The 22453-nt window shown below is 44.3% G+C and carries 11 protein-coding genes; 1 reads left to right on the top strand and 10 read right to left on the bottom strand.

Features of this window, described 5'->3' with window-relative positions; translation table 11 throughout:
* Nucleotides 1–430: 430 nt before the first annotated feature.
* The 6 genes from AAFN85_RS24055 to proB form a co-directional block, all read right to left on the bottom strand.
* Nucleotides 431–6040: an MG2 domain-containing protein gene (locus AAFN85_RS24055; RefSeq protein WP_347530285.1), complete on the bottom strand. Its 5610-nt coding sequence runs from the start codon at nucleotides 6038–6040 to the stop codon at nucleotides 431–433.
* Nucleotides 6041–6106: 66 nt separating this feature from the next.
* Nucleotides 6107–6511: a hypothetical protein gene (locus tag AAFN85_RS24050; RefSeq protein WP_347530284.1), complete on the bottom strand. Its 405-nt coding sequence runs from the start codon at nucleotides 6509–6511 to the stop codon at nucleotides 6107–6109.
* A gap of 98 nt (nucleotides 6512–6609) precedes the next feature.
* Nucleotides 6610–9009: a type I DNA topoisomerase gene (gene topA / locus AAFN85_RS24045; protein WP_347530283.1), complete on the bottom strand. Its 2400-nt coding sequence runs from the start codon at nucleotides 9007–9009 to the stop codon at nucleotides 6610–6612.
* 213 nt (nucleotides 9010–9222) lie between these two features.
* Nucleotides 9223–10311, bottom strand: a complete 1089-nt coding sequence (gene mnmA, locus AAFN85_RS24040) for a tRNA 2-thiouridine(34) synthase MnmA (protein WP_347530282.1) — start codon at nucleotides 10309–10311, stop codon at nucleotides 9223–9225.
* An 897-nt stretch (nucleotides 10312–11208) separates the two neighbouring features.
* Nucleotides 11209–12456, bottom strand: a complete 1248-nt coding sequence (locus AAFN85_RS24035) for a glutamate-5-semialdehyde dehydrogenase (protein ID WP_347530281.1) — start codon at nucleotides 12454–12456, stop codon at nucleotides 11209–11211.
* 6 nt (nucleotides 12457–12462) lie between these two features.
* A complete protein-coding gene (gene proB, locus AAFN85_RS24030) occupies nucleotides 12463–13542 on the bottom strand; it encodes a glutamate 5-kinase (protein WP_347530280.1) in 1080 nt (359 codons plus the stop codon).
* 336 nt (nucleotides 13543–13878) lie between these two features.
* Here proB and AAFN85_RS24025 point away from each other — a divergent pair, with 336 nt between their 5' ends.
* Nucleotides 13879–16821 carry a TonB-dependent receptor gene (locus tag AAFN85_RS24025; protein WP_347530279.1) on the top strand — a complete coding sequence of 981 codons (2943 nt, stop codon included), beginning with the start codon at nucleotides 13879–13881 and terminating at the stop codon, nucleotides 16819–16821.
* A gap of 326 nt (nucleotides 16822–17147) precedes the next feature.
* Here the strand turns inward: AAFN85_RS24025 and AAFN85_RS24020 are convergent, their stop codons facing one another.
* Genes AAFN85_RS24020 through AAFN85_RS24005 form a run of 4 tightly spaced genes read right to left on the bottom strand, consistent with a single transcriptional unit; the run spans nucleotide 17148 to nucleotide 22216 of the window.
* Complete coding sequence (locus tag AAFN85_RS24020) at nucleotides 17148–17858, bottom strand: phosphoadenylyl-sulfate reductase (protein WP_347530278.1); 711 nt, start codon at nucleotides 17856–17858, stop codon at nucleotides 17148–17150.
* On the bottom strand, nucleotides 17855–19363 hold the full coding sequence (locus tag AAFN85_RS24015; protein WP_347530277.1) for a TSUP family transporter: 1509 nt from the start codon (nucleotides 19361–19363) through the stop codon (nucleotides 17855–17857). The genes AAFN85_RS24020 and AAFN85_RS24015 overlap by 4 nt, the downstream gene beginning before the upstream one ends.
* Nucleotides 19341–20126: a uroporphyrinogen-III C-methyltransferase gene (cobA, locus tag AAFN85_RS24010; RefSeq protein ID WP_347530276.1), complete on the bottom strand. Its 786-nt coding sequence runs from the start codon at nucleotides 20124–20126 to the stop codon at nucleotides 19341–19343. Before cobA ends, AAFN85_RS24015 begins: the two co-directional genes overlap by 23 nt.
* Nucleotides 20126–22216 (bottom strand): nitrite reductase, encoded by a 2091-nt coding sequence (locus tag AAFN85_RS24005; protein WP_347530275.1) that lies wholly within the window; start codon nucleotides 22214–22216, stop codon nucleotides 20126–20128. Before AAFN85_RS24005 ends, cobA begins: the two co-directional genes overlap by 1 nt.
* Nucleotides 22217–22453 lie beyond the last annotated feature (237 nt).

Raw genomic sequence — 22453 nt, 5'->3', positions numbered from 1 at the left:
GATATTTACTCAGATAATTCCGCTTTAAGGTTAGATCATTATTGATGTTCCGCATAATTGAATTAACGTTTTTTATTGCTTGTTAATTCTGTTACCGAATTATCTAACCTTTACAATTGCGAGTAATAAAAGCGTTCGCCTCTGAAGGATATTTGACATTTGGCGGGCCTGTCACTCTGAGCTTGTCGAAGAGTCGCGCGTAGAGGCCTACCCACCATGCTTCGATAGGCTCAGCATGACCCACTTTTAATGTATGTCATCATAAGGTACGAAACAATCGCACGGAGGCATGTCCGCCCTGTATAGCATGCGATTGCCACGTCGCACCCTACGCTTTTGCCCTCGGTGCTCCTCGCAATGACATGGTTTTGTTTATCAGTATGGCCAGACTTACGAAGTTTCAAAAACTTCGTAAGTTTTTAAAGGCGCATTACTTCACCACCTCAACCCATTGCCCTTTCAGCAATCCGCTGATCTGGTTATTATACATCGCCTCGCAATACACGGCTGGCAAATAATATTTGCCCGTGTAAGCAGCATTCAGCATTACATAATAAGTTGATTCCTGGCCTTCATTCAGGCTGAAGTAGGTGTTCACTCTGTCATCACGGATATCGCGGTAATCAGACGGTGACGATTTAAACACCTCATCGCCCAGCATACGGCTGTTCAATATTTCCCATCCCGACGGGAAGATCTGCGTAAGCGCCAGGTTATCATACCTGCCGCGTTTACCCGGATTTTTAACGTTTACCTGGGCAACAAAATCGGTGCCTTGTTTTAAGCTTGATGGATCAACCGGTTGCCCTTTCAGGTTGAAATAACCAACACGAATCTGCAATACATCTGGATTGATAATGCTTTGAGTATCCTGACCGGATGACGGCTGGCCACGTTGTATCAACCGCACATACAGTTTATTATTGCTGCTGTTTTTAAGATAGATTTTACCTCCGTTACCGGCCAGCGCGCCTTGCCATAAATATGATGATGTACTGATATCGCCTTTGGCACTGCCAGATTGATAGCTGAATTGCAGTTTACCATTCGGTTTGTTTTGTCCGTAAAACTGTGCCAGCGAGATCAATGAATAAGCAGTGGTTTGCGTACTGTACCAATCATCCTGCGATAGGCGTGCGGCAACAGTATGCACCAGTCCGGCTGCTTTTTGTTTTTGTTCCAGTAGGGTAAGTGTTTCGAGGATCATGGCCTGGTCGCGCAGATCAGATCCGTAAGTTCCCCATAAGCTGTTGTAAGGTTTAACCGTTGTAGATAGCCCTGCTATTAGTTTTAAACCAACTTCGGGTTGGCCCGCAAGTTTGTATGCGGCTGCCAATCGCCATTTAGCTGCATCGCTTAATAAAGCAAATTCGCGCAGGCGGTTCATTGAACCTAACTCCGGCGAGCGGGCGAGAGCCAGCAGGTACAGGCGGTAGGCCTGGGTTAGGTCATCTTCATAGTAGTAAGGCTGTGTGCGGGGAACCCAGCTCAAGGCCTTTTGTTTTTGGAACTTCTTCCACCTGTCAATAAAGCCCAGCGGCATGCTGTAACCTTTAGCCTGCGCAGCCAGCATAAAGTGGCCGGCATAGTTTGTGCCCCATTCGTCGGCATCGCCGCCGTAAGGCCAGTAACTTAGGCCGCCGCCCTGTACCTGGAAGCCGTTAAGCCTGTTAATGGTAGCTTTGATATTGCGGTCGGTTTCGGCGCGTTGCCTTGGCGACAGGTCAAGCAGTTGGGTTAAATACAACTGCGGGAACGCCGATGAAGTGGTTTGCTCCACACAACCGTGCGGGTACTCGATCAGGTAATCTAACCGTTTCGATAAGTTCAATGGTGGGATGTAGGCTACCTCGAGTGTTGCCTTGTTAGTACCATTGATGCCCACAGGTTGATAATTTGCATTCCAAACCTCGCCCGGTGCCAGTTCTTTTTGGATGATGCGGGTAACCGGAGGGTTAGGGTTGCGAATGTTCAGCTCAACATCGTAAGCCGCAGTTTCAGAACCGCTTTTGGCTATTATTTTTACTTTGCCTACGCCTACGAAATCTTTAACATTCAGGTCGAAGGTCACCAACTGGTCGCCTGGCTTAGCGAAGGTTAATGTTTTTTGATTATTACCGCCGAGGTTACTGAAAGCGTTGCTTTGCACCTGCAGGGTCACCGTTTTGATATTGTTCTCCATCGCGAACACGGTAACCGGCAGTTGAATAGTTTCTGATGGGCCAAGTACACGTGGCAGGGTAGCCAATATCATCAATGGCTTTTTAACGGCTACAGCTTTTTCGGCAATACCGTAAGCACCATTATGCCCGGCTACTACCATGGCTTTTACTGAGCCAATGTATTGTGGTAATGTAAAGCGCTGTGTTTGCTTTTCGCCTGCATCCAGATGGAATGGCCCCAAGTATTTTACAACCGATTTAAAGCGGTTTACCTGTACATTTTTATTGTTGCCCAGGTTGCCGTCGCCACCTATGCTTAAAATACGCTCCAGTCCGCCGCCAAAGGCACCTATTACATAATCAAACAGATCCCAGGTTTTTACGCCTAATGCCTCGTGAGCGTAGAAGGTATCGTGCGGATCAGGCAATTTGTAATTGGTAATATCCAGCAAGCCTTCATCAACAATGGCAATCGTATAGGTCATTTCCTTGCCCGATGCTTCGGAAATCGTAATAGCCGATTGTGTTTCGGGCCTGATCTTATCTGGCATCGTGATCACAGGTTTCAGGATGGTTTCGGGGTTATTAACCGTTAACGGGATAGCGCCGTACATCCTGATAGGCAGATCATTCACCGTTTGCGAATGTTTTTGCAGTAGCGTAACGTTCACAAAAACATTAGGTGCCATGGTTTCATCAACCTTGAAACTGTACTGGGTTTGGCCTTTTTTAGTATCTACCCAAACGGTTTTTAAAACCTTGCTGCCGTTTTCAAAGCTGATCAAAGCGCGTCCACCTTCGCCAGTAGGGATAGTCAGCGTGGCTTCTTCTCCAACTTTATACGCCTGCTTATCCGAAGTAAAGGAAAGCATCGCCGCCTCGGTAGGGTTGGTTGATTGCAACCTTTCCGACCAGTTTGGCCAATCAACATAAATGATCTTCCCGGTTGAGTGCCCGGTTTGTTCATCTTTTACCTTGATGAGGTAGCGGCCCCAATCGGCTTTGTTAATGTGCAGGTTCCATTTGCCTGCGCCGTTGGTGAGTTTTACGGTTTCGGCTTTGATGAGTTTGTTGTACTTATCCTGCGTGAAGTTGCTCATTTCATCGCCGGTTTGGTCCCACCACCAGCGCCATTGCACCTTATACAATTCAACCTGTACATCGCGACTGCCGGGCAGCGCGTTGCCGTTCACATCTACATCGGCAATATCAATACTATGGTCCTTATCGGTAACCAGCATACCCGATAGATCGCTACCCTCAGGTGTTTTAATACCCACATAAGCCGGGTAAACATTATAAGGCATACTCACCTGGTTAATGCTGAAGTTACCTCCCGGTTCAAATACTTTTACCAGGAAATTGGCCCGAAGCTGACCGGGAGCCTGTTTCTCTACATTTACATTGGCATCCACATCGGCAGTACCGATTTCGCTTAGCTTGCCATCAAAAACGGTTTGTACCTGTGTGTTGAAAGCCAGGGTAGGATCGTCAAAAACATAATCCTTATATTTTTTAAAGCTGGTGTTTTGTGCCGATAAAAAGGCATCAACCTTAGCTTTCAGATTTTGTGCCGCGCCGCCAAATAGCCATGTAGCACTTAGTTTACCGTTCGCGTTGTTGCCTTTTGTCAATTCCGCCGCACCGCCGAAAGTTAGGTTAAGCTTAAGGCGGTTAGGCATTATGGTTTCCACCTTTATCTTTTTCTCGAAGATAGCACCGCCTACTTTTACCTTGGCTGTCCAGTTGCCGGTAGGGGACGAGGTTTCGGTAGCTGTATGGAAGCTGTAAAAGCCATCTACAGCCTTGGTTTGGGTGATGCGCCTGTATAATTTATCGCTTGGATCATACAATTCAAACTCAACCGGGTGATCGGCCGGTAAGGTTTTCAACTTATCCTCCAAAATAAACGAAGTATAAATAGAATCGCCGGGACGCCAAACGCCGCGCTCGCCATAAATAAAACCTTTAAGGCCGTTTTGCACTTCTTCGCCGCCTACATTGAAGCGGGAAAGCGGGAGCGAACTGCCATCATCCAGCTTCAAATAGCCGCGTTGCGGGCCTTTCTTGGCTACCAGGAGGTAAGGCTTACGTTTCAGATCGAATTTAGCCAGACCGTCGCCGTCGGTAGTGGTTTTATAGATCACCTGTTTCTGATAATCCAACAGCTCTATCTCCACGGCATCCATCGGCTTCGCAGTTAAAATATCGGTAACAGCAACCAACATGCTGTTATCATTACCGCGTTTGGCTATCAGACCAATGTTTGATGCAATGATGTTACGTGTTGCCCAACGCTGTTTGTTGTAATAGGATGGGGTACAGGCATCGTCACGTTCCTGCCAGTTATAACCTTCGGGATAGTAATTATCGTAGCGTTGCCAAAACTCATCGTCTTCATCGCTTACTTTTGATGAGTTGTTGCCATAGTCGCCGCCCTCATAATACTCGTCGCCATCTTCATCCCCGTTATCCTTGCGCTCTTTACCACCATGCAGTTTACAGTTAAATAAGGAGTACGATTGCCTGAAGCCGATAACTACCCGATAAATCGCGCCCGGCTCGGTGCGTACCATCTGGTCGATATCCAGCATGAAGCGGTTTTTCTTGGTTAGGTTTAAACCTTTATCTACATCCAGACGGATGGTTTTTTGTACGATAGGCTTGCCAACCTGCCTTAATTCGGCACTGCCATCAAAACCATTGTTTTGAAAATATTGCGGTACGTTGCTTTCGTAAATTTTAATAATGGTAACGTCAACAGCGTTAAGATTTACAGCTTCAAAAGGCATCATTAACCTGCCCGAATCTGGTAGGATCACACCTTTACCCGGAATGGTTACAGCAGGCAACCGGTTTTCGAAAAATACGTTTGCTGTGTAGCCTTTAGTTATCCTTTTTAAGGCGATATTCCTGACACCTTCGTTTACAAATACGCTGTAGTTGCCCTGCATCCGCTCGGGCGCGTAAACTTTAACCAGGCTGCCATCAATACTGTAGGCCGCATCGGCAAGGTTATTAATGCCGATAAGTCCGTTCAATTCCTGGCCAACCATAATGTTATCCGAAAACTGAACTTCAACATATTGGTCGTTATCCTGCACAGCGCGGATGTTCAGTACCTTAAAATCGCCAATGGCAGGCACATCAAACTGTTGACTGCCTTTTTTATCAACGCCAATTTCGCTGCCATCCCAGTTGATGGTTAACGGATTCGCTTTACCTGCAAGGCGGGTAAGGCCGGTTATAGTAAAATGGTGATTTTTATGGGCCGCGTCATGCTCCCAGTTAATTTTTATAGGCGTTTCATAATTCGGTACAATAAGCTTATCAACCGCGGATGGATCTTCAGAATCGGCGGTCTGGATATCGCCGCTTAGTTTCATTTCTGTGGTTGAGGTGCTGTTGGCCGTTTGCATCCCCACAAACGAAACCGTAAAATCGGGCTGCATGACCTGGAAACTGAACCTGAAGTGCTCAAAATGATTCGGCACTTCAATCAGCTTGCTCAGCTTAAAATCGGCAGTATAGGTTTTTCCGGGATCAAGTTTTTCGGCAGGCTTAAACTCAATGGTACGGGCATCCAGCCAAACGGCTTTGCCTTTTATAGATGGCGAGAAGTTGAAAATATCTTCGTCAATTGCTTCATTTTGACTATGCGTTACCTGCACATCGCTGGCAAGCCGGATAATTACAGGACTGGTTTTTGAAACAACACCCGTTGTGTACGACTCGATATACTTGCTAAAAGCCGGATCAACAGCAGTTTTTTTCCGGCTGTTCACCACCAGGTAAACAATCAGTAAAGCAAGAACAACAGTTGTAGCTACGGTAATTAAAGTTCGGCGGCGGCGGAATTGGCTGTATCCGTTTTCCATGGGTTAGGCTTATTTATTGTCACGAAATTTAGAAAAATTATGACAATAAATAACCTCACACGAAAATTATTTTATCATAACACCAGGCTTATTTAACACCGGAATTTTGATAAAATTCATCTCTACGATACTTTCCGGGAGGAAAATAAATTTCTTATCGTAGATATCTTTACCTATATAATAGCTTATCCAATACTCATTATTAAGGCCGAAAGTTTGCTCATCAATAGGCTCGATAAGCTTGTAAGCTTTACCCTCAACAACTGGCATCATGTGCCTCAACGTTGAGGTTTTTACCTGTTCACCATCTTTTTCGCCATAACCTTTCGAGGTGATGAGCACATTTTCAATAGGCTCATTTTTTAGGTTAATGAGGTAAACGTACCATACCTTACTCTCCACACTCTCGCTCTCCAGCGCTACCGCTACAGCAATATCTTTTACATCATTTTCGGGCAGGTCTTTTTTCATGTTTTTGAGATGTTATAAAGCTGTAAGGTTGAAATGTTGTAAAGTTTTGATTCTAACCTTCAAACTTTGCAACATTTCAACCTTACAACAAATTTTAACTATTTCTTCTTAGCAGGCGCTTTCTTTTTAGCAGGTGCCTTAGCCTTAGTAGCAGCTGGTTTTGCTGCTGCTGCGGTTTTGCCAAAGCGGCCTTTCTTGGCATCTTTAGGGGTTGCATCGGCTAAAGCTTTGCATTCCTCATAAGTAAGTGTTTTGGGGTCTTTATCTTTAGGGATCTTAACGTTTAGCTTACCAAACTCTATGTATGGACCCCAGCGGCCGTTCAATACTTTTACATCCGGATCTTCGTCAAACGCTTTGATCAACTTTTCGGCATCTTTTTTACGTTTGGCTTCAATCAGCTCGATAGCCTGGGCTTCGGTAACATCGTGCGGGTCGATCTCTTTTGGTAAAGAAACAAACGCGCTGTTGTGGCTAATGTATGGTCCGAAACGACCGATAGCCACTTTCATTACCTTGCCTTCGTATTCGCCAACTACTTTGGGCAGCTTGAAAAGTTCAAGGGCTTCTTCAATGCTGATGGTTTCGATGCTTTGTCCGCTGCGCAGGCTTGCATATAGCGGTTTTTCTTCGCTCTCATCGGTAGCGCTTTCACCTATCTGTACAAACGGCCCGAAACGACCTATACGTACTGATATCTTTTTTCCATTTTCCGGGTGAACGCCTAATTCGCGCTCGCCGGTAGCTTTGTCGGCTTTTTCGATGGTGTTTTCAACCTCTTTATGGAAGGGGTTATAAAAGTCGTGAAGCATATCTGTCCACTCTTTCAAGCCCTGTGCTATCTCGTCAAATTGTTTTTCAACGCTGGCGGTGAAGTTAAAATCAACAATATCTTTAAAATACTGTACCAGAAAATCGTTCACTACGGCACCAATATCGGTTGGGAATAATTTGCCACGCTCGGCACCGGTGTTTTCGGTTTTTTCTTCTTTGATGATACCGCCGGCTTTCAATGTCATCACCCTGAAGTTACGTTGCTTGCCTTCGCGCTCTTCCTTAACCACATAACCGCGGTTTTGCACGGTAGAAATGGTAGGGGCATAGGTAGACGGGCGACCGATACCTAACTCTTCCAGCTTTTTAACCAAACTTGCCTCTGTATAACGTGCAGGCGGGCGAGAGAACCTTTCGGTAGCCGACATTTCCTGCAAAGCCAAACGCTGGCCTTGAGTTAGCGGTGGGAGCATGCTGTTTTCGCCGTCTTGCTGAGCATCATCCTCATCATCGTTCGATTCGAGGTATACTTTCAAAAAGCCGTCGAATTTCATTACTTCACCATTGGCAACCAGATCCTCACTACGGGTTGAGATGCTGATTTTGGCGGTAGTTTTTTCAAACTGCGCCTCGCTCATTTGCGAAGCGATGGCACGTTTCCAGATCAGCTCATATAAACGCTTCTCTGCCGATTCGCCATCGATAGTATGGTTATTAAAATATGTTGGCCTTATCGCCTCGTGCGCTTCCTGTGCGCTGGCGTTTTTGGTTTTGTATCTTCTTTGCTGGTGATATTTTTCGCCGTATGCGGATACGATCTCGTTAGCAGCCGAATTTAATGCCAGTTCCGACAGGTTTACCGAGTCGGTACGCATATAAGTAATATAACCGGCTTCGTAAAGCCTTTGCGCTACCTGCATGGTACGCGCAACCGAATAACCTAATTTACGGCTGGCTTCCTGTTGTAATGTAGAGGTGGTAAATGGCGCGGCTGGCGAACGTTTGGTTGGCCTTGTATCTAATGATCTTACATCAAAGTTGGCTGCAATACAATCCTGCAAAAACTTCTCGGCATCTTCCTGCTTAGCAAAACGCTCTGGCAGTTCGGCTTTAAATGCTTCTTTGCCCTTGCCAAATATGGCTACTATTTTAAAAGCAGCTTCAGATTTAAATTTATTGATCTCGCGTTCGCGGTCAACTATTAAACGTACAGCTACAGATTGTACACGACCAGCCGAGAGTGATGGTTTTACCTTTTTCCATAAAACAGGGGAAAGCTCAAAACCTACCAGCCTATCCAAAACGCGGCGTGCCTGTTGAGCGTTCACCAAGTTGTAATCTATTTTACGTGGCGTGTCTATCGCTTTTAAAATAGCAGGTTTAGTGATCTCGTGAAAAACAATGCGTTTGGTGCTTACATCTTTCAAATCAAGCGTTTCAAACAAGTGCCATGATATGGCCTCACCCTCGCGGTCCTCATCGGATGCGAGCCAAACCATCTCGGCCTCCTTCGCTAACTTCTTTAATTCGCTTACTACCTGCTTTTTATCAGCGGGTACTTCGTACTTCTGTTTAAAGTTATTAGCTATGTCAATCGCGTCTTCCGATTTAACCAGGTCGCGGATATGCCCGTAGCTCGACTTTACGGTAAAGTCTTTGCCCAAGTACCCTTCAATGGTCTTCGCTTTTGCCGGTGATTCAACTATTAGTAGGTTTTTGGCCATTTACGCAGTGTTAGTTTTTGCAAATAAAACATAAAGTAAGCGAAACACCAATTAGTTTTTTAATTGGAGGGGTATTAAAAAGCTAAATGATTGAAAAAATCGCAGAAAATTAAGGCTATGTTGCCAGAGTGTTGCAATACAGTGTTACTAATTTTAATAAATTAATAACACTGTGAAAAATAAGGGTTAACGAAATAATATCGGAAGAAGTGATTACATCAGGAAGCCACCACCCAAAAGGTCATTTCCTTCATAAAATACAGCCGACTGTCCCGGAGCTATGCCCGATACATTATGATGGAAATCAACCTTCATATGCTCGCCCATTTGCAGGATAGTGCTTTGCATACCTGCATCTTTATAACGTATTTTGGTAACGGCCTCCAACGGCTCGTTTATGTTTTCGTATTTTATCAGGTTGAGATTTTTTACCCAAGCCTGTTTGCGTTCCAGTTCTTCGGCCGTACCCAATACTACAGTATTAGTGTGCGGATCGATCTTGGTTACAAACATAGGGTGGCCCAATGCTATACCCAAACCTTTACGCTGACCAATGGTATAAAAAGGATATCCCTGGTGTTTGCCTACAACGCGGCCATCGGTCAATACAAAATTGCCGGGGCCAACACGCTCGTCAAGGTCTTCAACCTTATGCCTTAAAAAGGCGCGGTAATCGTTATCGGGCACAAAACAAATCTCGTAGCTTTCGCTTTTTCCTGCAAGCTCGATCTGGCCCATATCCAAAGCCATCTGCCTGATCTCCGGTTTTGAGAAACTGCCCAAAGGGAATTTGGTACGCGCAAGGTTTTTTTGCGATACGCCCCAAAGTACATATGATTGATCTTTGTTTTCGTCTTTACCTTTTGAGATCACGTAACGGCCATTATCCTGCAAACGGATATTGGCGTAGTGACCGGTAGCGATAAATTCGCAATCGAGTTTATCGGCACGTTTTAATAATGCCTCCCATTTAATGTGGGTGTTGCATAAAACGCATGGGTTAGGGGTACGGCCGGCCAGGTATTCGTCTACAAAGTTATCGATCACAAAATCGCCAAATTCGTTACGGATATCGAGGATATAATGCGGGAAACCATAGCCTACTGCCAAAGCCCGTGCATCATTGATACTATCAAGGCTGCAGCAACCGGTTTCTTTAGAACTACCGCCGGATGAGGCATAGTCCCAGGTTTTCATGGTTAGGCCGATAACTTCATAGCCCTGCTCATGCAGCATCACTGCTGCTACCGAACTATCAACTCCGCCACTCATGGCCACTAAGATCCTACCGTGCTTACTCATAATTTTGCAAAGATACCTAATTGATCGCTATGTTAACGAATGGTTAGTCAGGTTAGGGTAAAATGAATACCTGCAAATATAAAGGTATTAGTGGTTCGCAGCTGTTTCCTCAATATCACTTAAATGTTTAAACCGCAATAAGCTTAACATTATATTAATATGTGATAATAAGTCTTTTTTAACGGGGCAAAACCGATACTTTTTTAACAAAAGAAACTTAGAAAAACGCTTTGTGAAGCGGGTGAGAAAAAAATGTGATAATCGCGCTTTTTCGTAGAGATTTTAGCTATAAGATAATGGTTTGCACATGTGTAACTGCTACACTAATTTCAACGTACAAACCATTTTATTGTTAAAATTTTAATTTATAAATGTTGAGTTGACTATTATAAAAACCTACAACATTATTTATTAAAAATAACGTAAAAGTGAACGTAACTATTGTAACAGACCTATTACATTATAAATTTGCTTTATCCTAATTAATAAAACGATGTTAACTCAATTGACTTTAGAACAAAAATTACAGGGCGTTATTTTAGTGCTTATTTGCTTTATTGCCGCAGCGAACTACTTGATAAAGTAACGCCTAACAATATAGGATAACACGTTTCAGGTGCCTGCAACTCACAGCAGGCACCTTTTTTATGCAGTAAATTTTAAAAAAAAGACGTCGCCGCTGAAGGTTTATATGACATCAGGTGAGTCGGCCTGTCACCCTGAGCTTGTCGAAGGGTCGCGCGCAGAGGCCAGCCCGCCATGCTTCGACAAGCTCAGCATGACACCCATTTTTAAACATGTCATGGGTAGGCACAAGGCAATCTCAAACTATACAGGGCGGATCTGCTAATTGGGGATTGCTTCGTGCCTCGCAATGACGAGGTGGTAGGGGAGTTTTTACGGGTTTCTGGTTTGCCCGTCTCCCTTAACCAACCATTTATAGCTGGTAAGTTCTTCAAGCCCCATTGGCCCGCGGGCGTGGAGTTTTTGGGTGCTGATGCCTATCTCTGCACCAAGGCCAAACTGTGCACCATCTGTAAAGGCTGTTGATACATTGGCATAAACTGCGGCGGCATCCACATCATTTAAAAATTGGGCGATATTATCAGCGTCCTCAGAGATGATAGCTTCGCTGTGTTTTGAACTGTTCGCGGCAATATATTCCAACGCTTCAGCAAAAGAACCTACTGTTTTAATAGCCATTTTCATGGATAAAAACTCGGTACCGAAATGTTCGGGTTTAGCCTGGTGAAGTTGGGCAGCGGGATAATCTGCCTCAAGGGCTTTAAACGCTTGCTCATCGGCGAAAATCTCTACTTCTTTTTGTTTGAGAATATGGGCCAGTCGTGGTAGGTCGTCTAAGCGCGAGGAATGAACGATCAAACAATCCAAGGCGTTACATACACTCACACGGCGTGTTTTGGCATTGGCGATGATCTCGGCACCTTTTTCCAGGTCGCCGCTTTCATCAAAATAAGTATGTACAATGCCCGCACCTGTTTCAATAACCGGAACCTTGCTGTTGTCCCGCACAAAATCAATAAGTGATTGGCTTCCCCTTGGGATCAGCACATCAATATAGCCAATAGCATTTAACAACGCTGCGGTTGCCTCACGTTCGGGAGGGAGCAAGGTTGCCACATTGATATCAACACCATGTTTTTCCAATATTTGATGGATAACCGAAATGATGGCTCTATTTGAAAAATCGGCATCGCTGCCACCTTTCAATACACTTATATTGCCTGTTTTAAAACAAAGCGCGAAAACATCAAAAGTAACATTTGGCCTTGCCTCATATATAACACCAACTACACCAAGCGGCACCCTGATCTTTGATATGGATAAACCATTAGGCATTTCTGAAGACGAAAGCTGTTTGCCAAGCGGGCTGTCGAGTTTAGCTACGCTGATCATATCCTCGGCTATACCTTTAATACGATCGGCAGTGAGTTTCAGACGATCGTATTTTGGATCGGCCGAATCCATGCGGTCGAGGTCTTTTTGGTTTTCGGCCAATATATAATCGGTTTGAGCTATGGCTTCAGCTGCCACATCTTCAAGTACCTGGTTTATCAAAGCGGTGGCAAGGGTAGGCTTGCGGCTGGCTTCGCGGGCTTTATCAAAATAGCTGTTATATTTCATGGTGTTTTAGCCTTGTAAGTAAAGATAATCATAATGTACCAGCGCCTTTTGGTTTTTATGGCCAACGCGCTCGCGGGCCTTGTCCGATCCGTATTCGGCAACGCCAAGGCCTATCAGTTTATCAGTATCGTCAATAATTTTAATAACGTCGCCTTTTTTAAAATCGGTAATTACGCCAACTATGCCAATGGGTAACAGACTGGTTGCTTTATTGGATAGGAGGGCTTCCCTGGCACCGGCATTGATCAGCACGCTGCCTGTGGCCGATTTTTCGGAATGGGCAATCCATTTCTTTTTGCCCGAGGCTGTTTTACTCGGCACAAAGCGGGTATGAATAACGCTCTTATCTAAAAGATCGGTAATTACGTTATCTCTTGTACCATTAGCTATGTGAACGTTGATGCCTAACTGTGCAGTTTTTTGCGCCATGGTTGATTTGGTGATCATCCCGCCACGGCCAAATTGTGACCGGCCCGACGAAACAAATGCCGAAAAATCAATTTCCTTGCCGCTAACCTCATCAATTACTGCCGAACCTTCTGCTTTAGGATCACCGTTAAAAATACCATCAACATTGGTTAAAATAATGAGGGCATTGGCGTTGAGCATAGAGGCCAGCAAACCGGCCAGTTCATCATTATCGGTAAACATCAGTTCGGTTACTGATACTACGTCGTTCTCGTTAACCACCGGGATCACCTCGTGCTGTAATAAAGCTTCAAGGCAGTTCTTCATGTTGAGGTAGTGTTTCCTGTCGCGAAAATCCTCGGCAGTAACCAATACCTGCGAACATAATATATTATGCTTTTCAAAAAGCTGCGAATATGTATTGATCAGTTTTACCTGTCCGATAGAGGCAAGTAGCTGGCGTGCGGCTACAGCATCGGCTTTCTCAGATACGGTAATAAGGCTTCGGCCCGAAGCTACCGCTCCGGATGATACCAATATTACCTCTTTCCCTTGTTTTTTGATAGCCGAGATCTGATCAACCAGGTGCGCTATCCGCTGCTGATCGGGGAGGCCATTTTTTTGCGTTAATACGTTCGAGCCAATTTTTATAATAATACGCTGGTAGTTGAAGGCCATTATAATTGTAGAAGGTTGAAGGGCAATATTACAAATTTGGAAGAAATTTGACCCCGTTTATTTCAAATTATCCACTAAAATGATGGATTTTATAGTGAAATGATGCGAAAATCATCAAAAAAGTAAAAAAACATACCAATACCCTTGACAGTCAGCTTTTAATTTATATTTTTGTCGACTAATTCTATAGACAATGTATCGTATTAATGCAATTGCCATTCATTCCATGTTTAAAATGCAGCGCCTAACTGCCATGTGTTGTTGTTGAATCCAATCTTCATCAATCAATAACACAACAAACCAAATCACTTTTTTACCACCACACAAAATCACTTCATGAAAATTTTTACAAACTCAATTAAAATAATTGTGCTTTTCCTGGTACTGTTACCAGGCCTAAGTTATGCGCAATTAAATGGCTCATACATTTTGAGCGGAAAGGTAAACGACGACCAGGGGAAGCCGCTGGTAGGGGCAACCGTATCCATAAAAGGTACAACCAATAAAACGTCAACAGATACAACCGGTAAATTTTCGTTAACAACCAGCGCCAAATTACCATACACTTTGGTTTTTAGTGCGATAGGTTACCAACCACAGGAATTTACTATCAGAAACGCCAACAGCGCGGTAAATATAACTTTAACTACACAGTCGTTATTGGTTAACGAGGTAGTAGTGACAGCATCGCGTAAAGAAGAAAAATTACTCCGTTCGCCGGTAGCTATCGAAAAGCTGAGCATCACCGCATTGAAACAATCGCCTGGCCCAAGCTTTTATGATGCTTTGGAAAATGTGAAAGGCGTGCAGATGACCACCACCAGTATCACCCTTAAAGTGCCCAATACCCGCGGTTTTAACAGTCCAAACAACTTTAGGTTTATGCAACTGGTTGATGGTGTAGATATGCAATCGGCCACTTTAGGCGTACCGCTGGGTAATGCTATTGGCCCAACCGAGTTGGATATTGCCAGTTTGGAGATTACTCCTGGTGCTGCTGCGGCACTTTATGGTACAAACGCTATTAATGGTTTATCAAACCTTTTTACTAAAGATCCTTTTAAATATCAAGGCTTAAGTGTTTATCATCGCCAGGGATTGAACCACGTGGGTAAAGACAGGTTAGGAGCAAGCTCATTAACCGAAGACGCATTCAGATATGCTAAAGCTTTCAACGATAAATTCGCGTTTAAGGTGAACTTTAGCTATATGCAAGGTCAGGATTGGCAATCAGATACCCGCAATGATCAAAACCCAACCAACCTGAAATCGGCTAACCCTGCTTATCCTGAATTGACCGGAACAAGCAATGCTGCTTATGATGGCTGGAACAAATACGGTGATGACGCGCTCGCGGGTAGCAACACAGTAACTGTTAAAGGTATTACTGTTGATGGCAAAGCCCGTCCGAACTTGTTAGTGGCCCGTACTGGCTACAATGAGGTTGACTTGGTTGATCCTCATGTTAAAAACTTAAAATTGGATGGTACTTTGGCTTATAAACTTACACCTAATACTACGTTATCATATACTTACCGTTATGGTAAACTGGATGGTGTATTTCAACGCGGTAACAAAATTTCGTTACAGGGTGCTACCGTACAAAACCATAAAGTGGAGTTAAAAGGTAAAGATTTCCTGGTTCGCGGTTATGAATCTATCGAAAATACAGGCAACTCTTTCAATGTAAAACCACTGGCTGATAACCTTGACCTTAACCATGCCAGCAACTCAGCCTGGGGGACTTTATATGGCAATGCTTTAAAAGCGTATAACGGCGGCGTGTTAACATCTGCCAATTTAGCTGCTGCGGAGCAAGCTGCCCGTGCCGCTGCCGATAAAGGCCGTGTTGAACCGGGAACGCCAGAGTTTGATGCTTTGCGTAAAACCATTATCGGTATCAATAACTGGGATATTAAATCGAGCCTGATCCCTAATGCTCCCGTTACAGGTGGCGCTGCTTTGGTACAAAAAAGTCATATGTATAATGGCGAGGCACAATGGGACCTGAGCGATAAAGTAAAAGTGGTTGACCTGTTGGTTGGTGCCGATGTGCGTGTTTACAGTATCACCCCGGACGGAAACAACTTCGTAGATTTTACCCGTTCTATTGCCGATAGGAACACTCCACTTGCTGATGGTTCTTTTGGTAAAGATGTCATCTACAAAAAATATGGTGCCTTTACACAGGTTACTAAAACCTTCTTCGATGATAAATTGAAATTATTCGGTTCTATCCGTTGGGACCGTAATCCATACTTCGATCCTAAATTTACTCCTCGTTTGGCTGCTGTGTACACCGTTAATCAAAATCATAACTTTAGGTTTACCTTCCAAAATGGTTACCGCTTCCCATCGTTGTTTGAAGCTTTATCATATGTAAATAACGGTCGTGTAAAACGTGTGGGTAGTTTGCCATTTATTAACGAAGGTTTGGGTTACTTGGGTAATAGCTATACTCAAACTTCGGTTGTAGCTTTCAACGCTGCTGTAACGGCTGCGGGTGGTAGCGACCAGGCAGCTTTGGCTAACCGCAATTTACTACAGGTAGCTAACTTGCCGCCGGCACGCCCTGAGCAGATCACCTCTTATGAAGTCGGTTATAAAGGTATCGTTGCTGATAACAAAGTATTTATCGATATAGATGCTTATACCAACCGTTACAATGGTTTCCTTGGTCAGGTGCAGGTATTTGTGCCTAATAGTGCTACTGTAGGCTCTGATGCAGCCGTATTGGCTATGCTTGATGTTAACCGCGACCCAACAACAGGTAGCTCAACTAACGCTGCAAGTCAGGGCCAGGCCAGGTATCGTGTTTATACCAATGCTAAAAATATCTATAATAACTATGGTTCATCTGCCGGTGTTACTTATAACTTTTATCAGCACTACACGGTTTCGGGTAACGTAAGCTTCAACAAGCTGAAGGCTCAAAAAGCTTCAGATATCTTCGTTACAGGTTTCAATACACCAGAATGGTCTGGCAACGTATCGTTTGGTAACCGTGAGGTGGTTAAAAACTTTGGCTTCAACGTGGTTTATAAGTGGCAGCAGTCATACTTGTGGGAAAGCCCGCTGGTTACCGGTACTGTACCATCAATCAAAACGGTTGACGCGCAGGTTACCTACCGCGTACCGCAATACTACGCAACATTTAAAGTTGGTGCTACCGATATCTTTAACAAAAGATATTATCAATATGCAGGCGGTCCAACCATCGGCGGTTTATACTATGTATCGGTTACGCTTGATGGCTTGTTAGCCGGAAATAACAAATAAGAGCTTTTATTACGTTTTATATTAGTTTGTAAGGGATGGGGCGATAAGCTTCATCCCTTTTACTTTTATACGCTCCGTCATTGCGAGGTACGAAGCAATCCCCGACTATACAGGGCGGATTTGCATAGCGCCTCTGCCTCTTTGGGATTGCTTCGTACCTCGCAATAACGTAATGGATAGGCGATTCAGAATGAAAACAAAAAGGCCAACCGGTTTTTCAACCAATTGACCTACGTATAAAAAAAAGCATCGTTAACTCGTCGTTTTATGAATTGTACTTGCCGATTTCATCAACGAAATCAGCGTAATCAAATCAATCAGCGGTTTTACTTAGCGGCTACCTCATGCAATCCACATTCTTTTTTGGATTGATCTTCCCACCACCAACGGCCTGCTCTAAAATCCTCACCCTCGGCTACAGGACGGGTGCATGGCATACAGCCAATGCTCGGGAAGCCTTTATCATGAAGTGAGTTGTAGGGGATGTTATATTGCTTGATATAGGCTTTCACTTCATCTAATGTCCAGCTGAAAATAGGGTGGAACTTTACCAGTTGGTTTTGCTCGTCCCATTCGGTATCGTGCATATCATGGCGGTTAACAGATTGCTCGGCACGGATACCGGTTATCCAGATCTTGTTGCCTTTTAGCGCACGTTTAAGTGGTTCTATTTTACGGATGCCGCAGCATTCTTTACGGTTCTCTACCGATTCGTAAAAGCTGTTAGGGCCTTTTTTGCTTACCATTTCCTCTAACAGATCATTGTTAGGGTAGTAGGCATGAATTGGTTTCTGGTACCGGTTCATGGTAGCAGCCCAAACGGAATAGGTTTCGCGGAAAAGCCTGCCGGTTTCGAGTGTGAATACTTTAATGGGTATATTATTGGCAAAGATCATGTGACTGATCACCTGGTCTTCCCAGCCAAAACTGGTAGAAAAGATCACTTCGCCCGGAAATGATTCGGCCAGTTTGGTAAGTGCATCGACAGGAGTAAGACCGCCGATTAATTGTTGTATATTTTCTAAAGCTAAGCTCATGGTATCTTAACGAAGAATTTAAGGATAGAACGAACGCTGATGAGGATAACGATAACGGAAACAGCAACCATAATAGTTTTTGCCGAGATCTTGTTAGAGATCTTAGCAGCGATAGGTGATGCCAAAGCACTACCCAACACCAGGCCAACCACAGCATGCCAATTGTTGCCGTTAACCATGGCCACAAAGGTTATAGAGCCAACCATCGCCACAAAAAAGCGGGAAAGCTTAACGGTGCCCAACGAAAAACGTGGACTGCGACCGCCTGCAATTAAAGTAGACAATACGATAGACCCCCAACCGCCACCGCCAACAGCATCTATAAAACCACCTCCCAAACCAAGCAGGGAAATGCGTTTTACTTTATCTGCCGATTTTTTCTTTTGTGTGCTGAATGCTTTTCTAAATATCACTATACCCAGTATCAAAGTATATAGCGATACAACTGGTTTGGTATACATGGCATAATGCTCGAGCGATGAAAGGATATAAGCTCCTAAAAACGCGCCTACTATACCGGGAACCACTAACAGTTTAAATAATTTCCAGTTGATATTGCCCATGCGGTAATGCATCCAACCAGCAATGCCGCAACTTAAAACCTCAGATAAATGCACGCCCATACTTGCAGCGGCAGGAGGGATGCCCATGGTTAATGAGAATGATGTTGAAGTTACACCGTACGACATGCCTATGGCACCATCAATCATCGCAAACAAAAAACCAGCTCCTAAAAAGTAGTAAAATATTGGATCTATGCCACCTACAAACGCCTTGAAATTTGGCTCTTTAAAATAAAGCGCGGTTATGCCGATAGCTAAAGCCGCGATAATTGTTAACCAGATGAGCCAGATGAAGTTTTTCCGGCTGGCTGCTTTGGGTTCAACCAATACGGCGGTTACATTATTTAGTTTTTTAACCTTGTCGGCAAAGTCGCCTTCAAGGGTGTTTCTTAGTTCGCTCATTTGCTGTAAGGTAGTGTCAAGTTCAGCAGGAAGGCTTTGGTTTAGTACTTCTTTTAACCGTTTGGCTACGGTTGGCGATTTTCCGTTGGTTGATATGGCCAGTTTCAGGTCGCCTTTTTGCACTATCGATCCTAAGTAGAAATCACATAGTTCGGGTTTATCGGCTACGTTGATCAGTAGTTTACGATCGTGCGCGGCATTGCGAATGTATTGGTTGAGCTCGCTATCGTTGGTAGCCGCAATTACTATATCGGCATCGTTCAGGTCATCATCAGTAAATGATTTTTGTACAATACGGATGCCGGGATATTGTGCCGCAAGAGTATGAATATCGGGCAGAAACTCGCGCGAAATAACGGTTACCCTCGCGTGGTTGCTGTTGTTAAGCACCGCGGTGAGTTTTTCCAAACCCACATTGCCGCCGCCAATAAGCACGGTATGCAGGTTATTCAGTTTCAAAAAAACAGGGAAAAGCTGGTTGCCTTCCTGTTTCTGGTCCTGAATATTGGTTAAACTTTTATCCTTGGGCAACAACGTCATATACCTCTTTTATCAATTGAAATTTAGGGTGAAGCGATACCACTTCGCCCAAAACAATAATAGCCGGCGATGAAATTTTGCTTTCTTCAACCGCACCAACAATAGTATCTACAGTTGCAATAGCAATTTTTTCGCTCGCGGTGCTGCCACTTTGGATAACGGCTACCGGTAGTTTGTTCTTGCCTTGTAACTTAAATATTTCGGTTATCTCGGCCAGTTTATGGATACCCATCAAAACTACCACGGTAGCGTTTGAACGTGAGGCTTCGATCAGATCATTTGAGATTTTTCCATTAGCTGTTGTACCGGTAACTACCCAAAAGCTTTCGCTCAGGCCTCGGTGGGTAACGGGGATATTCTGCAATTCGGCAACTGCAATAGAGCTTGAAATGCCAGGTACAACCGAAGCCGGAATGTTATGTTCTGCAGCTATGATCAATTCTTCGTATCCGCGACCGAATACAAATGGATCGCCGCCTTTTAACCTCACCACGTGCCCGTAGTTCAGGGCGTAATCAACCATTAAATTGTTTATGGCTTCCTGCGAAAAGGAGTGCTCGCCCGAACGTTTGCCTACATAAACTTTAGTAGCGGTTTTGGGGGCGTAGTCCAGTATTTCTTCATTAACCAATGCATCGTATAAAACCACATCGGCAGTTTTTAATGCTTTGATTGCTTTTACGGTTATCAGATCGGCATCGCCTGGACCTGCGCCCACTAAAGTGATGCGTGGTTCTTTTATATTTTTATTAGCGTCGGTCATTATTGTACAAGCGCCTCTCTCTTATCCTTACTTCTGCTTAAAAAATCTGTGGCCTGTGCCAGGTATGCTGTTGCAAATTCCTGCGTTGGCTCGTTTTGGTTGAGTTGTAAAACCAGGTCGTTAAAAGTACCATTCAGTTCAAATTCGCCTTTTTCAACGTATTGAGCATCAAACTCGCGGATCACACCAATTTGTGTACTGCTGTTAACTCCTTTATCCAACAATAATGCTTTTGCCGAACTTACAAATACATTGTAAGCATGATAAATAGCATCAGCCCAACGGCCATCGGCATAAGCCTCGTTAGACCAGCCCATTTTTTCTTCCGATTCGAACAACAGGGTAGCAACCAGGTCGATCACTACACCGGCACACTCACCAACGCCAATGGCGGTTACGAAAGTTTCCTGGTGTCCCCAGTCAATGTATTCATCATCGGTTAGGGTGGTCAGATCGGCCAATGGTTTCAACAAACGGTAGAAATAATCTTTACCCTGCCTGTCGTAATATTGGTGGTAAGTTTCACCCTCTGGCGAAAACTCTTTGTAATCGTTTAACAACGAGCGAAGCACATCTGTAGCACGTTTGGTAGGCACTTTGATCACACGCTCGGCAGCACGGCCTTCGCCATCGCCTACAGTACCGCCGCCTAACATTACCTGTACAGATGGCAATACTTTGGTACCTGCTTTTAATGAACTGCCGTGGAAACCGATATGCGCCAAACCATGTTGTCCGCATGAGTTCATACAGCCGCTAATTTTGATCTTGATCTCACGGTTGTAGATAAAATCTTCGTATTCGTTGTAGATCAGGTCTTCCAGTACGCGGGCCATGGTCATACTGTTCGAGATACCCAGGTTACAGGTATCCGTACCCGGACAAGTGGTAACATCGGCAATGCTATCAAAGCCCGGAGCAGCCAGTTCTAACTTAGCCAGGCCTTCGTACAAAGCAGGTAATGCTTCTTTACGAACGTATTTTAATAGTAACCCCTGGTTTTGGGTAATGCGGATCTCATTGCCAACCAGTGGCTCCAGCGTTTTAACCAGTGCGCGGGCTGTATCTGATGAGATATCACCTACAGGCACTTTAATATATACGCCATAAAAATCTTTTTGCTTTTGTTCAAACACGTTGGTAGCCAGCCATTGCTCGTAGCGTAACGGGTTGCCGATGGTTACCTCCGGATAGGTATCGGTAGGAGGCAGGGCAGGGGCATCAACGGCATCGCGGTTGATTGGGTATGATTTTACTTTGTTGGCGGTACGCTCAATTTGGGTTAAGCGAAGCACTTCTTCCAATCCAAGTTTTTGGATCAGGTATTTCATACGTGCCTTGTTGCGGTTGTTGCGTTCGCCGTAGCGATCAAATACCCTGATCACCGATTCGATGTATGGGATCAGCTGGTCTTCAGGTAAAAACTCCTCAACAATATTGGCAAGGATAGGCTGCGCGCCTAAACCACCACCCAGCATAATTTTAAAGCCACGCTCGCCGGCAGCATTTACCTTAGGGATAGCGCCGATATCATGGATGTAAGAAAAAGCTGTATCCTCATCGCTTGATGAAAACGAGATCTTGAATTTACGACCCATTTCTTGGCAAATAGGATTGCGCAGAAAATAATCGAAAGTTGCATAAGCATATGGAGAAACATCAAATGGTTCTTTAGGATCGATACCCGCGGTAGGTGATGCAGTTACATTACGTACAGTATTGCCGCATGCTTCGCGCAGGGTAATATCATCCTGCTCCAATTTAGCCCAAAGCTGTGGGGTGCGATCTAAACTTACATAGTGGATCTGGATATCCTGGCGGGTGGTAAGGTGTAGGTTGCTGCTGCCAAACTCGTCAGAGATTTCGGCAATTTTCAGTAATTGCTTAAAGCTAACTTTACCGAACGGGAGTTTAATACGTACCATTTGTACGCCCGGCTGACGTTGCCCGTAAACTCCGCGCGCTAATCGCAGGCTCCTGAACTTTTCGTCGTGAATTTTTCCTTCACGAAAAGCACGGATCTTTTTTTCAAGATCGATAATATCCTTCTCAACAATGGGGTTCTCCAGTTCCGTTCTGAAGCTCTGCATACTTTAAGTATTAATGTTTTATAAAAAAGCCTCTTTGGCAATAGCTAAAGAGGCGTATATGGTTAAATGTTACGTTTATAGCCTCGATATTCCGTTGCACATATAGCAACAGATCAGCTGGTTATCGTAAATTTTATGAATTCTCTCACTATTCATTTCCCAAATATATATATAGTATAGGGAAATGGTAGCATTTAATTAAAAAAAACTGCGTTATGACAGTTTTATGAAGGTTGA

The sequence above is a fragment of the Mucilaginibacter sp. CAU 1740 genome (assembly GCF_039839285.1).
GTDB lineage: Bacteria > Bacteroidota > Bacteroidia > Sphingobacteriales > Sphingobacteriaceae > Mucilaginibacter.
Note: the sequence above shows the minus strand (reverse complement) of the source record. Positions and strands in the feature narration are given on the sequence as shown.

What these genes read in the sequence shown, in the direction of transcription:
- mnmA (WP_347530282.1), bottom strand. Translation starts at nt 10,311, where the DNA reads ATGAGTAAGCACGGTAGGATCTTAGTGGCCATGAGTGGCGGAGTTGAT.
- cobA (WP_347530276.1), bottom strand. Translation starts at nt 20,126, where the DNA reads ATGACCGACGCTAATAAAAATATAAAAGAACCACGCATCACTTTAGTG.
- AAFN85_RS24035 (WP_347530281.1), bottom strand. Translation starts at nt 12,456, where the DNA reads ATGAAATATAACAGCTATTTTGATAAAGCCCGCGAAGCCAGCCGCAAG.
- AAFN85_RS24020 (WP_347530278.1), bottom strand. Translation starts at nt 17,858, where the DNA reads ATGAGCTTAGCTTTAGAAAATATACAACAATTAATCGGCGGTCTTACT.
- AAFN85_RS24055 (WP_347530285.1), bottom strand. Translation starts at nt 6,040, where the DNA reads ATGGAAAACGGATACAGCCAATTCCGCCGCCGCCGAACTTTAATTACC.
- AAFN85_RS24015 (WP_347530277.1), bottom strand. Translation starts at nt 19,363, where the DNA reads ATGACGTTGTTGCCCAAGGATAAAAGTTTAACCAATATTCAGGACCAG.
- topA (WP_347530283.1), bottom strand. Translation starts at nt 9,009, where the DNA reads ATGGCCAAAAACCTACTAATAGTTGAATCACCGGCAAAAGCGAAGACC.
- proB (WP_347530280.1), bottom strand. Translation starts at nt 13,542, where the DNA reads ATGGCCTTCAACTACCAGCGTATTATTATAAAAATTGGCTCGAACGTA.
- AAFN85_RS24005 (WP_347530275.1), bottom strand. Translation starts at nt 22,216, where the DNA reads ATGCAGAGCTTCAGAACGGAACTGGAGAACCCCATTGTTGAGAAGGAT.
- AAFN85_RS24025 (WP_347530279.1), top strand. Translation starts at nt 13,879, where the DNA reads ATGAAAATTTTTACAAACTCAATTAAAATAATTGTGCTTTTCCTGGTA.
- AAFN85_RS24050 (WP_347530284.1), bottom strand. Translation starts at nt 6,511, where the DNA reads ATGAAAAAAGACCTGCCCGAAAATGATGTAAAAGATATTGCTGTAGCG.